Origin of the sequence: Paenibacillus oralis, assembly GCF_003863965.1 — a bacterium.
Lineage (GTDB): Bacteria > Bacillota > Bacilli > Paenibacillales > Paenibacillaceae > Fontibacillus > Fontibacillus oralis.
In genome coordinates, this window is record NZ_RRCN01000002.1 from 422743 (window position 1) to 437985 (window position 15243).

Annotated in this window: 19 protein-coding genes; 13 read left to right on the plus strand and 6 right to left on the minus strand. The window is 43.8% G+C overall.

Going from position 1 to position 15243, the window contains the following annotated elements:
* Positions 1-105: 105 nt before the first annotated feature.
* Positions 106-1047 carry a hypothetical protein gene (locus EHV15_RS35690; RefSeq protein ID WP_128636013.1) on the plus strand — a complete coding sequence of 314 codons (942 nt, stop codon included), beginning with the start codon at positions 106-108 and terminating at the stop codon, positions 1045-1047.
* Between the two features lie 507 nt (positions 1048-1554).
* Here EHV15_RS35690 and EHV15_RS35695 read toward each other — a convergent pair.
* Positions 1555-2223, minus strand: coding sequence for a hypothetical protein (locus EHV15_RS35695; protein WP_128636014.1), 669 nt, complete (start codon positions 2221-2223; stop codon positions 1555-1557).
* Positions 2224-3191: 968 nt separating this feature from the next.
* Here EHV15_RS35695 and EHV15_RS35700 point away from each other — a divergent pair.
* The 12 genes from EHV15_RS35700 to EHV15_RS35755 all read left to right on the plus strand — a co-directional run bounded on the left by EHV15_RS35700 (position 3192) and on the right by EHV15_RS35755 (position 11385).
* A complete protein-coding gene (locus EHV15_RS35700) occupies positions 3192-3674 on the plus strand; it encodes a hypothetical protein (protein ID WP_128636015.1) in 483 nt (160 codons plus the stop codon).
* A gap of 652 nt (positions 3675-4326) precedes the next feature.
* Positions 4327-4710, plus strand: coding sequence for a DEAD/DEAH box helicase family protein (locus EHV15_RS35705; RefSeq protein ID WP_128636016.1), 384 nt, complete (start codon positions 4327-4329; stop codon positions 4708-4710).
* 86 nt (positions 4711-4796) lie between these two features.
* Positions 4797-5213 (plus strand): hypothetical protein, encoded by a 417-nt coding sequence (locus tag EHV15_RS35710; RefSeq protein WP_128636017.1) that lies wholly within the window; start codon positions 4797-4799, stop codon positions 5211-5213.
* Between the two features lie 284 nt (positions 5214-5497).
* On the plus strand, positions 5498-6298 hold the full coding sequence (locus tag EHV15_RS35715; protein WP_128636018.1) for a hypothetical protein: 801 nt from the start codon (positions 5498-5500) through the stop codon (positions 6296-6298).
* Positions 6299-6408: 110 nt separating this feature from the next.
* On the plus strand, positions 6409-7191 hold the full coding sequence (locus tag EHV15_RS35720; protein WP_128636019.1) for a hypothetical protein: 783 nt from the start codon (positions 6409-6411) through the stop codon (positions 7189-7191).
* A gap of 17 nt (positions 7192-7208) precedes the next feature.
* The gene (locus EHV15_RS35725; protein ID WP_128636020.1) at positions 7209-7874 is read left to right on the plus strand and encodes a hypothetical protein; all 666 of its coding nucleotides are present in this window, start codon (positions 7209-7211) and stop codon (positions 7872-7874) included.
* Between the two features lie 233 nt (positions 7875-8107).
* Positions 8108-8827: a DUF3990 domain-containing protein gene (locus EHV15_RS35730; RefSeq protein ID WP_178076128.1), complete on the plus strand. Its 720-nt coding sequence runs from the start codon at positions 8108-8110 to the stop codon at positions 8825-8827.
* Positions 8793-9149 (plus strand): hypothetical protein, encoded by a 357-nt coding sequence (locus EHV15_RS35735; protein ID WP_128636022.1) that lies wholly within the window; start codon positions 8793-8795, stop codon positions 9147-9149. The genes EHV15_RS35730 and EHV15_RS35735 overlap by 35 nt, the downstream gene beginning before the upstream one ends.
* 276 nt (positions 9150-9425) lie before the next feature.
* A complete protein-coding gene (locus EHV15_RS35740; RefSeq protein WP_128636023.1) occupies positions 9426-9860 on the plus strand; it encodes a hypothetical protein in 435 nt (144 codons plus the stop codon).
* Between the two features lie 25 nt (positions 9861-9885).
* A complete protein-coding gene (locus EHV15_RS35745; RefSeq protein ID WP_128636024.1) occupies positions 9886-10350 on the plus strand; it encodes a hypothetical protein in 465 nt (154 codons plus the stop codon).
* A 189-nt stretch (positions 10351-10539) separates the two neighbouring features.
* Complete coding sequence (locus EHV15_RS35750) at positions 10540-10812, plus strand: hypothetical protein (RefSeq protein ID WP_128636025.1); 273 nt, start codon at positions 10540-10542, stop codon at positions 10810-10812.
* 132 nt (positions 10813-10944) lie between these two features.
* Complete coding sequence (locus tag EHV15_RS35755) at positions 10945-11385, plus strand: LPD11 domain-containing protein (RefSeq protein ID WP_128636026.1); 441 nt, start codon at positions 10945-10947, stop codon at positions 11383-11385.
* 960 nt (positions 11386-12345) lie between these two features.
* On the opposite strand, the gene EHV15_RS37820 is transcribed toward EHV15_RS35755, so the two are convergent.
* From EHV15_RS37820 to EHV15_RS35775, 5 genes are all read right to left on the minus strand, one after another.
* A complete protein-coding gene (locus EHV15_RS37820; RefSeq protein WP_246062124.1) occupies positions 12346-12540 on the minus strand; it encodes a GH36 C-terminal domain-containing protein in 195 nt (64 codons plus the stop codon).
* Positions 12541-12549: 9 nt separating this feature from the next.
* Positions 12550-12903, minus strand: coding sequence for an alpha-amylase family protein (locus tag EHV15_RS37825; protein ID WP_246062125.1), 354 nt, complete (start codon positions 12901-12903; stop codon positions 12550-12552).
* A gap of 527 nt (positions 12904-13430) precedes the next feature.
* Positions 13431-13808: a hypothetical protein gene (locus EHV15_RS35765; protein ID WP_128636027.1), complete on the minus strand. Its 378-nt coding sequence runs from the start codon at positions 13806-13808 to the stop codon at positions 13431-13433.
* Between the two features lie 391 nt (positions 13809-14199).
* Positions 14200-14514 carry a hypothetical protein gene (locus EHV15_RS35770; protein ID WP_128636028.1) on the minus strand — a complete coding sequence of 105 codons (315 nt, stop codon included), beginning with the start codon at positions 14512-14514 and terminating at the stop codon, positions 14200-14202.
* A gap of 231 nt (positions 14515-14745) precedes the next feature.
* Positions 14746-15042 carry a hypothetical protein gene (locus tag EHV15_RS35775; RefSeq protein WP_128636029.1) on the minus strand — a complete coding sequence of 99 codons (297 nt, stop codon included), beginning with the start codon at positions 15040-15042 and terminating at the stop codon, positions 14746-14748.
* Between the last annotated feature and the right edge of the window lie 201 nt (positions 15043-15243).

Here is a 15243-nt window from a genome sequence, read left to right on the forward strand (position 1 = left end):
CTCCCGGAACCTATTACCGATTGTCTTTTATGACGGTTGCCAGCCAGACTGATATTATATATTAAGTAGTGCTCTTGATTTGAAAAGTCGAGGAGGTAATTCGGTTTGATCATTGACTTTGACCCGAAAAGTGGGATACCTGTCACCCCAGCGGAAAGACAAATGTACGCTCGACAAAGTGGTGTTAATCAAGGTGTTTTGTACTTTGTGGAGGGATCAGGAACCCTTCCGGATGAATGGAACCAGGAAGATTTTAAAATATTGAAAATTGAAGATCGGAATATGTATGCAATACCCGAGATACGTTTTTTTATTTCATCAGATTCCGAATCCAGGATGTTGGAGCGGAATAAGGTGCAACATCACTTACTTTACCATAATATCCAAGGCATCCATATAGTCCACTGGATTGTCTGTGTTCGAGACAAGTGGCCTGAACCTTTTATGGGTGAGATCACATTAAATCCAACGATCCATCTATCGACGATTCAAGCACTGGCTGCTAGCCCAGTAATCTTACTCAATATGTATCGTCGGTTAGAGTATGTTGAGACTCGATACATGGACAACCCGTTTCGCATAGAGGCACAAGGAATACTTGGAAAGCTGCATGGTATTAAGGATCAACCGATGCCGGCTTTTATGGCTGCAAAAGCTGCCCTCGAGAGCTACTTCGACCTAAAATATAAAAATTTCGAATGGAGTGAGCCTAAGGATGCCAAAAAGTTGACTTTTTCGGCGAGTCGAAAGAAACCATTGCGAAAAAGCCTTCAAGATATTGCAAGTATGGTGTCGGAACAAATGTATTCAGGGTTGCCCGCAGAACTGGAACCATTCCATTTTTACATCTCTGACACAGGTCACTCGATTATGGCGGTACTTGAACAGCACTGGGGAGAAGGCAATCCCGATGATTATGAGCTACCCGTTCCAGTCAAATACGTATTGGAAAAAGGGTGGAGAATTGAACAAGGGTATTTGATTGTGAATGCACCCTATGATGAAGTTTTCGGACTTGATATTGATGAGGGTTATGAGGAATTTTGACGTTATTTGTGGCGTCTGCCCGATGCTGCAGATGATCGTCCGGCCGTCCGCAGTAGGCGGCGAGTCCGAAGGTTGCTAGAGGTTTAGGTGCCCAGCTGAGGGGTAAGCATCCAGGAGCCTCGGTTTGCAAAACGCTGTAGGCGGGACCTAATCAACGCACGCCCCGCCGATTGTTTCATATAATTACTCTCCACGCTCCGGTTCGCCGCCGGGTGGGGGGGCAGCAGTCCTCTTACCCAGACCCCCATTATGCTCTGAAGCAAGAATGCGGTCAGCCCCTACCCTCACTGCAAACTCCAAACAGCCATCGTTTTGGTGCTTGGCGAAACACGTCCTACTAAACTAGCGATACTGTTCAATTTTACAGTGGGAGTTCAATAACCAGTAAATATAATGTTGGACTTGCATTATCTGATCCTAAGGGTAACCGTGTAGACTCCGTGATTCTACCGCCAAATTCGGAGAGTGACGGGGATACCTACACAGCTACAGTAAGCGGAAATTACATTATTGGTTTGGGAAGCGGGGGCGGAGGACAAACTGGTTGTAATGCCTATGGAGTTTTGGAGAACTTTTGATTGAGTAAAAAGAATGTTTAAAATTCTCAACAGTCTTTTTATTGTACCTCCAAACCATGGGAGCGGTATTTGAAAGATTACCCGGCCCCTTCACCACAGTCAAGGCATTTGCAATTTTTGTCAAATATTCTATGGCTGTTTCTTTTTCGATAAGTTTACCATTCATTTTATCAATAAGGATCATGTAGCTCCTCCCTATTTTATCAAACCGTAATGCATAAAATAATTTGCTTTCCTTATATTCCGCTTTTGTTTTATCACTTAAGGAAACGGCGTAATTCCCGCTTAATTTGGAATTTTTAATTTGGGGATTAACGTGAACACGTATTTTCTGATTATCACTTACATATTCCGTTTTTAGGATAGCTCCACATCCTACAATACGCACACTTTTTAAAGGTGCATCAAATGGTAACCATGTAGGCATAAATACAGGACTAGAAGACGTTAATTCTTTATATTCTGTAACAGCTTTTTCAAGGGTATCAAAAAATGTTATTGGATAGCAGTCCCCATTCGCTTTTGGCGATGCAAAAACATAAGAAGAATCTGCCAGTCCTACAACAGCAAGTAATGCTAAAATCAGTAACCTCTTCATAAACATTCTCCTCCAAGCCGGCTTTCAGCACTTTCTGTTCATACGGTATTACCTATTACTCCCCTTATGGCATCTTTATTATTCGTGATTTGTTTAGAATAACTGCACTCGAAGAGCAGGGGACCTCGAATTAAGAAAACTGAGAATTCACCTGGTTGTATCCGGAAACGTTAGGGCAGAGCGAGCGGCCGACGGCGGCCAACTACTATCGGAGTTGTAAGGCAAAACGCACGACATACCGCAGACGCCCTACAACCGCTTCACACAGACGGCAGACGCTACCCGGGCAAAGCGCTCAGCGTACGATGTTGAACTTCTCTTGAAATTGCTCGGGTAACTGTTTGCATCCGGACCAAAACGGTCAAACGTTCGGCACAGTGTCTGCGGGATGTTCCTTCAGTTGTTCAAAGGCGGACATGGTGAACATAACGCTCGGGGCAACTCTGGCGGGGGGCTCTTTCCGAGACCTTGTACGTGTGGATGCTGCCCTCGACCGGCAGCGCGCTCCAACCAACCATCTCCAGCAGCTGTACCTTTTGCTAAGTGGTGCAAAGGGGTATGTACAAGATAATAAGCGCTATATCAAAGATCGTGAAGGTGGATTTAAAGTTCTGAAGGAATGACTCACAGGAACTCGGAAAAACAAGAGGGGGCATAACTAAAGGTGCTAAATATTTTGCCTACTGGTTCATTAAATTAGATAAAACTCCCGCCGAGTAACTTCAAGCATGTAGCTTGGTTGAAGAGCTGTACAAGGTCGTTAAAATGTTCTATGATTTAATCATACCTTGATGATGTACGAAATTAATTTACTCGCCGGCAGACGCTGGTGGGCATTCTAAAGCACTTTTTGGAGAATGAAGCAAACACCCTCGGTGTGCCCTGCTCATTTCCTCAGAAAGGTGCTTTTTTGATTACCCCCTTGTCCTAACTTGCTTAAAATTAATGCTTTAAAGGAGCTGTTTTGGATGAAAAATCACCGTGTTGGGAAGACCCGAACTCAAGTGAAGACAGATTACCAGGAACACCTCATTATTCCGATAAATGAAGTGCGGGAAGACTACGACACCATAATCGAACTAAAAATGACCGGCGAAGATCCCTCTTTCTGGTTTGAAGTTATCAGCAATGCTTTTGCAGTTGTTATCGACCGGCAAGATGTTGATGTAATGGAGAACATAGACGATATAAGGGAGTACGACAAGATGCTTTGTGAGCTTGAGGAGATCATGGAATGTTCGTCGGATGGTTGCTCGATGCACCTTACGATCAATCAACTGCACAAGTTGCTCAGCGCTACTGAAAAGCGAAAGTTATGTCACATGTCTTGCGAGCCGGATTTCGAGCTCTCCAGGCTTGTGGAACGTTACGAGAACGAGCTGAAGCGACTTGCCTATCCATATCAAAATCAACTGTACGCATTTAATCAAGTAACCGGAATTGCACGTTAAATATTCAATATCGGCCGAAACAAAGGTCTTTTCGAGATAAGGTGTCTTTTGGGTGTCCTCTGGGTCACTCTAAGTCACCTTATCGATTTAACCATGAATAAAAGACTTCATATAATTAATGACTTGAATTGGAATGCTTCACGTCGTATTTCCTCTAATGAACAATCGTGATACAATGAACGCATATCTTAATCCATCACCTTCTGCATATACTTTCCAGCAGGCGCAGGAAAGCTTTCTAACAAAATGCATCTCTCAAGATGATCAATGTTATTTTGCACGGAATTCGTGTGCTCATTGGTCAGTTTGAGAGGTGCATTTTTTGCACCTACAAACCAATTCCATAAGGAGTGATATCAATGGCTGGTTTTAAATTGAAAACTGTTACGGCAGAGGAAATATGCAGGGTTTATCGTACGCTATTTCCTCAAGAATTAAGATCCGAGACAGGCTTCAGGAACGGCTCGAATTCTTGGCAACTGACTTAAAAGATATGCTGAAGCTCAGTTCCCGCCGCCGATCAAACTTTGAGACTTTATGCATCCTCGGGAAGGACATTAAGCACTTTGAGAAAGAATCATTTTGCATCCAGGAGGCATAAACATTCCCATCTTTTTCTTTTTTGATAAATAACCGATAAGGAGATTGTTGTATGAATATCAAAGGGCTTAAATCCATGGACACTTGGGATGTTACGGAAGATCGCGAATATTCGCTAGATGAAATCCGCGAACTCCTTAAGGGGGGCAAGCATTCTATTTTTCTTGGTGTCATGAACTACACGATCAATGACACCCCATGTTACGGGTCAGGATTAACATTGTGGGATGAGACACATGCCCCAATCCTACGGGAAGGAAAATTTGTGGTCTCTACTTATTTCCATCGTTCTGAAATTGGTAACGTAGGAGAGCAAGGGGACCCGTCTGAGCTTGTCCCTGTCGAGGTTATTATCGACCCCAATGAGCCCATCCTTTTCGTTTCGATTAAACGGGTTCATGTAGCACCGCTCCAGTCTGAGGGATTCAAGTCATAAACGAGTAGTAGGATCTAATCATGAACCTAAAATTATTTGCGGAGTATTTTGGAGACAAATCCGATTAAAATTCTGAGGCCAATAGTATGGAAAAACTCAATAGTATTAGGTTAACATTATTAATGATTGGAGAGTGTGGCATTATGGGGTACCAAGAATCATTTGTCCAGTTTGCAAATGAGGATGACTTGAAACAAGAGTTGCAGAGGTATAGTTTAAGAGAAAAGCAACATGATATTGCAGAAATTGTTTGTGTGGACCGTGTGAGGAAAACATTATTTCCATTTCACATAGGGGAGTTGCTTGCAGTAGTTTGTGGGGAGCGCAGTGTTCAACGTAGCAAAGAGGACCTGTCCGCTGGTCTTGGCCTACAAAATGTGAAATCAATCGTCTTTATTGATCATTACCTTGAACTTTCAAATGGCGATTTAGACAACTTCTTAAACGAACATTTTGAAAGGCTTTCTGACGACGAATATGAAGAGTTAATCAAGACAAAGTAATCATAACAAGCGCATAAGTAGGAAAGAAAGGGCCTGCATAATCATTTCAGGCCCTTTCTTGTAAGATTCTCCATTTGTATAGAACGTGCTATAATAGAGCCATACCTTATTTTTTAATATTCCTTCTTTCCCGCAGGCGCGAGAAAGCATTCTATGAAACAAGCACCTGGCAAGGTGACCAAGGCTAAATCCACACGATACGTGTGTCTTTTTCTTTGGGAGTTTGCCAGGTGCTTTTTGCTGCGCCTACAACCCAATCCAATTCCTTGAAAGGGGTAAATCTCATGTCAAAAGAAATTTCAATTGGAAGTAAGATCAAAGAGGTTCACATGAAACTAGAGCCGTCCGGTTTTGCAGAGCCAATTATCATTGATCTCATGGTTCAATTTGTTGATAGCGAAACCATCAACTTCGGTGTCATTCGGCACAAAACTTTTTACCGGCCTAGTGAAATCAATCTTGTTCAAAGCCGGCCAGAGTTTCCAGATAGCCTTCAACAAATTCGTCGCTTTGGCATCTGCCGCGAGGAAGACCTTGAGGCTTTCAAGCTAAAGATGATGAACAACATGCATGATGCCCTTGTCGGCTACCGTGATGGTTTGAGGTCGATGCAGGAGCATCTTAATGCTCAGTTGCCTCAAGAGGTGGATAACAGTATCGCAATCGACTGGGAAGAATTCCGTTGCACAGCTATATCTGACTCTTCTCAAACGGTATCCCCCGATGTGGAAGAGGACGATATGGATTGGAATTCGACGGAGGAAGTGACACAGAGTCAGTATGTCGAAATCGAAGACCTAACATTAAACATAGTGGTGTATGCGAGAGGTCTGGAGGGTCTGGAAGGCGCAGCGTTGATCAATCGAATGAAGCGGGCGATTCGTGAAGAGGAAAGCATTCCGAAATTCATTATTGTTTCGGATGAAGGCTTCTGGAAGGAAATTGGCTGGTGCTCTTCAAAGGCCGATGCAACCCGCTTCGTACATCAAATTTCGGAGTTGCCGACTGGATTGGGGGTAAAGCTTATCCCTGAATCAAAGCAACATTCTTTCACCGACGCAGAAGGAAACCAAATTACGGAGTAAGGAATCGAATCCGGCATATGAGGCCTCTAAAACTGATTTTCACCTTCTGATGGTGAGATCGGCCCGGAGGTCTTTTTTAATCTAATTATCCATGAAGGAGTGAATTGAACATGAAATTTAATGCTTGGTACCGAATGTCCTATGGCTACTTCCTGAAAATCCGATTCGAGGGTATTCTGAATGCCATCATCCCATTAGAGTTGGAAACCGAGGAATGGGGAATAAGCGGGGATGAGGTCAAGACGACTCGATTTTCCAAAAGGAATACAATACAAGATTTTATCAGATGTACACCAGTTGATGAAGTTATTTCGTACTCATTTGAGCTCAACAATGGTGTCTTGAGGGAGAGGATAGCCTTTCATGGATCTATCCATCGGCCAATTGTAAACATCAAGTGTATACTCAGTCCGTTACTGGAGGATGTTTACCTTCGGAATATATTCAAAAGCTTCGGGGTGTACCTGGCTGTATTCATTAAGGAGCATCACTTTGCTTTGACAGGGCAAGAGTACATTTTGAGTGAGTACAAACAAAGGCTAGAAAGACACAGCGCCTATACTATATCGTGCGGTGATTATACATTCGTTCATTCTCGTTCCAAATCATTTTCTGAGGACTACCTGGGTATTGAGGCTGAACTCGATCAAAATCCTTCCATTGCTATGGATTCAAGAAAAGGCATTACCCTGGTCTTGTATCGAGACATGGCTGAGAAGGACTCCTTTACTGTCGATGAACAAACGGTAAAGCTCTTTGGATCTTTAAAGAAAAACGATGCTCAACTGTGTAATTGGGCATTGGTCCCGTTGTTAAAGGAAAATACAACATTCGATTTGTTGTATTCCTTTACTTCGGACTATCCGGATACAGTTCAATTTTTAAGTTGTTAACCTGTCAGAGGGGATCTATGGCCATTGGATTTGACCTTTACATAAAAGAAAATGTTCAAAGGCTTTTTATTAAATTCGAAGGAGAGAAAATGACTATGACGACAAAAAAGCGGATTGAGGTTTGTGATTTTTGCTACGAAGAGAGTCAAATCGGTTGCACGGGTGTCGGGCCAAAGACGGAAGTGGGCATTATCGACGTAATGGCGATTTGTTCACGCTGCCGCCTGAGATCGCTCCACTCTTCCATTGAAAAAGTCAAAAAAGAAATTTCTGAATACCAGAAGATGTTTGTGCTGGACGAATATGAAATGGAGAGCTTTTACGAGTTCAGAGAATACCTTAGGGAAGCCATCGTGGACCTCCGGTATTTGTTGGGTAAAACTATACAACACTATATGAAATTGTACCCAGGCCTGTTTCACCCTTTGAATGAGGGTATCAGTGGAATAGCTCGTTCAGGTATTTACACCCAACTCGACGAGGAAAATCATATTACGGTTTGGATGGTTGAACACCATGGTGTGCAGTTCCGTGACGTTGCTTCTGCCTTTACCCGAGATTTGGGTTTGTCTTCGTTCACTGTTGTGCGTCCGATTGCCAGCATTGGTTCTCGTTCTCCACTGATTAGTGGAGCTTCCGAACTCATATCGATTGTGGAAGGCAAGGGGGAGAGCGCATACTGAAGGCGGAATTCCGGCGCTTAGTGCGTATCGCCTTTTCTGGGCATTCCATCGTTTTTGAACACAATGAGGTTCAAAATGGTGCCGAGATCGGAGGCCGTATTTAGTGTTTGGAGTGGAAGAACTCTGGCCGTGCTAATGGCATTAAAAATGTAGTGAGCTGGTGACACCTTCAAACAGGAGCAAGCTTAGAGACGAACTCTTTCAAATATGTTATAATGTCAATGGAGGATTATATGGCCAATTTCATTACCTCATTAAGACTTCCTGATGTGGTTTACCACGGAACAACAGTGGCAGCCATACCAGGGCTAAAACAGAAGCTCATCAATTTTGAATTTCTTAAGGAAAGTCGTCTGCGTGATTTTGGAACCGGGTTTTATACAACTCTCGATCTGAACCAAGCGATGAAATGGCATTTTGGTAAGCTTGCCAAAAAGATCAAACGTGGGATGGAGATCCGGAAGGAAGAAATTCCAGTTGTCGCCAAAATTCGAATAAATCCGGACCGCTATGACGATGATATTACTGTCCTTGATTTTCGAGGCGAAGGGATGGACTGGATTAAATTCCTGCTCTCCCATAGACTCGACAGTTCGATTCATCAGTGCAACTGTATGGACGATTTTGGACATCCTCACCCTCAAATTGTTTGTGGCTCAATGGCGGACAACGATACAGGTGCAGTGCTGTATGAATTTATGATAACCGGAAGGTCCAAAAATAATCCAGATGATGTTCGCTGGTTTGCAGACAACATCACCAGGGATGAAAACGGAAAAAGGTTATTAGGGCTTGAGCTAGGAGATCAAATCACATTTTTTGATGAGCGTTTGAATAATATTCTGACGCTTGATGGATACTATAAATTTAATGTGGAGCAATTCTCGGGAAAGCTTAATCGAGAGGAGTGGACTTATTATGGCACAGATGACGAGCCGGCGAACGATGCATAAACATTACGCTCAAGGCGTAATTGGTGAACTTCAGCAACTTGGATATCCCGCCGATCAAGCTAAGGATGTTTTCTTTCGTCATTATCGGGACATGAAGCGAACATTTGGTCTTGAGCCGAATGTAACTGACTTTGCTAAGATGATCGATGAATTTGAACGGGCAATGAAACGTCCATACAATCCGAATGATCCAAATCAGATTTACGTAGGGCATATTCGGGAACAGGCGAGAGCGAAAAAACGAAAGGCGTTATTTGCTCGTGTTCGGACGGTGAAGATTCAAGCACTGAAGGTCGAATCCCTGAAAAGGACAGTTAGATAAAATGAAAAAACAGGGCGGAGTTCATTTAATGTGGACTCCGTTTTTTTATTTTTGCATATCAGTAATCGTATGATATAATTTCCTCATACCTTATTTTTTATTTTATCTTCTTTCCCGCAGGCGCAGGAAAGCTTTCTAACGAAAATGCACCTCACAAGGTGACCAATGTAAATTTCGCAGGTTATACGTGCGATTACAAATGGTCGGTTTGTGAGGTGCTTTTTGCATTTTGTAGCGCCTACAAACAAACTAAATTGAAATGGAGGAATTGTCATCATGGAACTTGTCACAATTACCGATATCTGCAAACACGAGGTAAAGGGTAAAGATGAGAACGGTACCGAGTTACCGGTAAGTAAGTTCGACCGTATTCCGGATCTGAAAGTAGGCGACCTTGTTCAAGGTCATCTTCTTAACAACGATACCGACCTGGGCGACTTTTATTTAGAGGCAGTCCAGCGAGTTTACAAGGTCCGGGTAGAATACATGATCACTGGTACGATAGACATGCTGGTTAAAGAACCTGATTTGGAGAATGTGGAGAAGGCGATTGCTGACGAAATCAGCGATGCTACACTTCTGCGCGGCATCGACAATGATGGCTGTGGAATTGATGGTGATCAGATCATCATTAGAACAATTGAAAGCATTCCGGATGACGAAGGCAACAACAAGATTCATTTTGATGCCGGCCATATCCTGAATTCTTAATCCCATTCCATAGGAGGATTCACAAATGAGTGAACAAGTTAAATGTCCACATTGCCGATCGATGCTAATATTGAACCCTGGGTGTACTGCATGTGCTGGGAGCGGGGTTGTAGAAAAGAAACTTTTTAATCGATACCATGCCCTTGCTACAAAGCTTCGAAATAAAATCCAGATCCCTTACAAGTATTTCGAAATTGAGAACCTTGTACTGATTAACATTTCGTTGTCTGAGGACCCGAATCGGTATCAGGAGTATGCTGTATACCGGCGCGACGAAGACGGCGGCGGATACACCAAGATTGAGTCTATCACTGTTAATGGAACTCGAACTCAAAGGCCCATCTTGCGGCTAGTTGCCCTCTTAATGAGCATCAGTAAGCAGCCTCTGAGCGATTTTGAATCGCATATCCGTGCATACGATGATAAGTTAACTGCAGATGAGTTCGAGGCGTTTAAAGTGAGTTTCGCTGCTTATGAAGCAGCCTACTGAGGGGGAGTGACCGTGGACAAATTGAAAATTTGGGGACATGACCAAAACGGGTATTGGGAACTAAACTGCGATTGTGCCACTCGTGAGGTGAACGAGACTGTCGTTCGGTAGGTTGAGGGTTGTGAAGGTTTCCAAGACTTTGACTATGACTATGATCCGGAAAAGGAACAAGGAAGAGAGCTAAATCCTATGAATAAAAACGAAGCTATTCGAATGGTGTTGGATAAACGAGTGACGGCTATCGGAGCTCGCATGATGTCACTCGTTGATGTTCCAAATGGAGAGGTTTATGAAGACTGCTTCCTTGACCTCTATAACCAAGACCACAACGCTAAAATACTTGAGGGCAACTTGGTGTTGGAACTTTGGTTTGCCGACTACAAAATTACTGGAGTCACACCTCAAGCGATTTTGGATACGCGAATCGAGAAACCGATCTTTCGAAAGAATCACGATGTTTAAGGTTCGGGCTAAAGTGGACATCGACCGGGTGTATATAGGTGGCAAGCGCATCTATATTGAGGAACAGCAGGTTAATCCTGATTAAATTTTGGGTATTCCTACCCCCAAAACAAACGAATGGAGCTGTTAGATATGGAAACCAATGAAAATGTAAGAACGATGGAATATGTCGGAGTTGACGACTGGGACAGACCCGTTTATAAGTGTATCGAAACTGAGGTGCTGTGGAAGGACGTAACGCTGGGAAGTGATAACCCTAAGTTGTATAGTTGTGGGAACGACTTCGACGGCGAACCTTGTTCACCTATCAAGAGTGACTTGGTTGTAACCTTCAAGACGAAGCACGAAGAGAACCCGTATAGGTTTAACTACATGATGCTGGACAGGCTACGTAGCGATTGTGACTATTACCTTGGGTATGGGAACCGAAATAAATCTCGTCTGTGCGGCGGGAGCGTAAAGGAGCATATTGAGAAGATGAAGGAACTTCACAATTCGTTCCCTGAAGGGCAAAAACCGGAATGGCTGACGTACGAAGGCATCCTTGAATACGAAAAACAAATGAGCGAATAGGCTAGACTTCCGAAGGATGGTTTTCGTTTCCGGTAAATAACAGGGACTGCAATTTAGAACGGGAGAAAATTATAAGGTTATTCGGCGTTTAACACGATAATCCGAATAACCTTAATTTTTAGACATAGTTTTATTAGGAATCCTCCTTTTCGAAGGGGGTTTTTTGCATTTTTTCTTACCCGAATGATCAATGTTATTAGAATTATATGAACCAGAAGGGAGAAAAAGCAAATGTCTAAATATATCAATATACTATTTAACGAACCGATCCTGGAGGAACGCGTTCACACGATAAATGAATTGGGTCAATGGGAAGTCGGAGATGGATTTTATTCATCAACATAAACGATCAGTTATTTGGGGAAGATTTGAGAACTCCCAATATCGCTTTTAACCTGAAACCAATGATCCTGCGATTATCGAAAAGCTTTCGGCAGAGATTCATGCCAATCAAGACAACTGCGTATACAAGGAGTTCCGTACGATTCGATTTTCCTTGATGCAAGACCAAGTCGAAGCATCGCAGGTATTAACGGCGCCATGTATCGGGGGATTACCGGGTGGGCTAATGGTGGGAAAAGGGAGCTGATATCTTCATCGGTTGATGCGCCTATTAGAGCGACAGCTCCAGTGCCCGTGTCGTTTGAATCGGCAGGTAGCCCTGAGTACCGGCTCGAACGGTCGGTCTGTTTGCCCATCAGTTTGCGGCCCAGTCCGGGGCATACACTGTAGGGGACGGTCAGCACTGAGGAGAAGACGAAGCAGTCGTCAGTGCTTCCTCTAAGGAGGCAACTCGCATCTTCGGGCCATATGCCCTGATCATCGATTCGGTCGGCGGGAAGCTGCCTGCTTTCCTGCTACAACTTGTGCCGAAAGGTATTTGCATTGCGCGGTGGGGGTTCTCCTCTTCGCCTACGTAGACGGCCGATGGAAAGACTGGAAAAATGACCGTGAACGGGTTCATGTCACTTTTCGCAAAAGGCCGATAACACTGAAGAAATCGCCGGATTGATGTGGAGCCATCACTCCGGAATACATCAGCTCGTCGCCTTCGAGCGGCTCGTCGAAGCCGTCAACCCGGTAAAACGCGTCAGGGTCGAGCCCTTTGAGGCGAATCGAGCGCAAGCACGCGGTAGTAGGCGAACATTGCTTCATTCCGATCCGCTAAAACGAACTTCCATGCCGCTTCGTGACCCTCGAAAGGGATGAGCAGGCGGATAAAATCGCCGAACTGGATAAGCAGCCGGATTTCCTTGTAGAACTGACCTGTTGCTTGACCGTTTCCTGTTCGTCTTCCAGCATGGCGGTCAGATCGAGCTCATAACCGAAATTTCCGGACATGGCGACATCCCCCGCATTTTGAGCGGGGTTATCTGCTCCCCCTGATGGTTCGGAACGACCGAAACGGCATACCGCCTCGGTGTTGTCGCTCGACCAGACTTGCGGCATGTAATCGCCGCCGCCGAAGCAGTTTTCGAACAACACTTGCGGAAACCGTGTTACCACCGCTTCCATCATTTCGTACAGCCCCAGCATATACGGTTGGTGGTCTCGCGTTGACGCTGCGACGGGAGCGCGGCGGACAGAACGCCTATCACCATCTTCACCACCGCATCGCGCACATACTGGTCTCGTCCCTAAGAACGGAACCGGCGCGGCTCATGCATACACCAATCGGGATGCTGATAGAAAATGCAACCTCTCACACGCTGGTGTAAGAAAATAGAGGCCGGTCATCTGCATAAAACGAAGAAGAGGTCGGATCATCTAAGTGATCGCGACCTCCTCAAGCTCGATACGCATTTTTCGTCCTACAACCCAATAGGAAGAAAGAGCAATTGCCCTTGTTTGAAGTATAAGTGATAAAGAATAATAAATGCAAATAATAAAGCGTGCATCTTTGATAATTCGTTACGCTCGATTAACAGCTCGAACTTTTTACTCCTAATTACCGGTTTTGTAATGAAGTCCCTTTGTATGAGTTACTCTGTCCAAGGGTACAATAGACATAAACTTGCGCCCAAAAAATGCACTTGGAGTGATATTTATTTGACGCCATTTAGAATTTCTTCAACCCACTTAGGAATTGGTTGGGATGCTTTTTGCCTTGTTTGCCAATAATCAAAGCCAACAGGGCACCAACAATCGCCTTTGCCGCTCAGATCTTCAGGATAGTTCCTGCAATCGCCACCTCTTCGAGCATGAACTTTGCATGTGGCCTCAGTTGTAAACTCATCCCGCTCCAGCCATTTACAAGGTGTACCCATCAGTTCTGCATGTTGACTTAGGTAAGAGACAGCTTCCTCGAAAGGAAGTGAGTCAATATATTCTGGATCTATATTACTCTCGTATTGGATTGGAACAACAGCCACCATAGAAGTGCAACACTTTCCGCTACGCATACATCGTTTTGTGACTTGCATAAGGATATCGCCTTCCTTTACATAGCCAATACTGAAGAAGAGGTCGGATCATCGAGTATGATCACGACCTCTTCGTGTCCGTTACGCATTTCTCGTCCTACAACCCAATAGGAAGAAAGAGCAACTGCTCTTGTTTGAAGTATAAGCGATAGACGCCAAATTGTGCAAATTTATAATGAGTCATTTAAACTGATTTGAAAGAGATCTTAATTCGGAATTGACGATAGTGGACTAATGTCGAAAATGAAGAGGAAGGATTAGCACTTCCCAAGGTCACTGAACACACTTCGTTTCGAGTAGCTTCACAGACAGGCTCACCATTAATCTACACAGCTTCTTTTGGCATTTACTCATTTAGCATGCCGGCTACAGCGATAATCTTAGTTCCGTTTTAGCAAAACTCTTCTTTAGACCAGGTGTAACCAGCTTCGTCTTCTATATATCGATGCCCGAAACGTGGTCCAGCAGATAATAAACGGGTTTGAAGTTGTGCCCAGGTAATCGTCCGGTCACATTCATCGACGATTTCAAGGTTATCTTTATTTTTAAGGTAAAACGCCTCTATCTCTATGACGGATTTATAAAACGTATCCTGTCGCATAAGAAGGCAGGAGTGTGCAGCGTATTGGCCAATATGAATTTCAACAGCACCGCCCAAAACATTATTGGCATCCTCAGTACTACGAAAATAATAGTTGTTGCTCAACGAGCACGCCCCCTTTCAATTAGATTCAAAATCTATATGCTTCTTTCCATTCTCTAAAAAGCAGCCAGTGGCTTCACCGTATCCATTTTAAAATGACATACTACGGCAGAATCCAGATGATATCTTTTAACCATCTTTTCATAAATGGTCAGAATAGAGGTAGGCCCCTTCCTTTAAGCAATGGATGCAGTACACCGTTCTCATGCGAGAGTTCCTCCATGAGTTAAGGATTTATACATGCCCAGACTCTTGTTCATCATCACTTGATAGGCGATATTTGGGATGGTCATTCGATTCTTGTTCTTTTTTAATTCTTCTCACATCGGCAAGCTCATCATTTGCAAAAGATACGGTGATATGAACTTCCATGACACGATCCATATTGATTCCTACCACGTCACCATTTGCATAGTTCAGCCGCAGATCATCCTTTTTGAAGAAGCACTCCAGGATATTAAATGCTAACTCTTCATTAGTGTGAACGCTTCGTGTATGGTCGTATCCGTATTCGAATGTAACCTGTTTCATGATCTAGCCCTCCTAACTTTTAATAGGGTTAATATAACGAAAAATTTCTCCAAAAGGCCATATGTATTTAGTTTGAACAAGTTTACCGGCCTTCCGTTTTCTTCTTCAGGAAAAGGGGGAGTTTAAACGATTCCTTTAGCAAAACGCTTCATGGTCTCAATTGAACAATTTCCAATCTTTCCACTTCCGACATCGATGTAG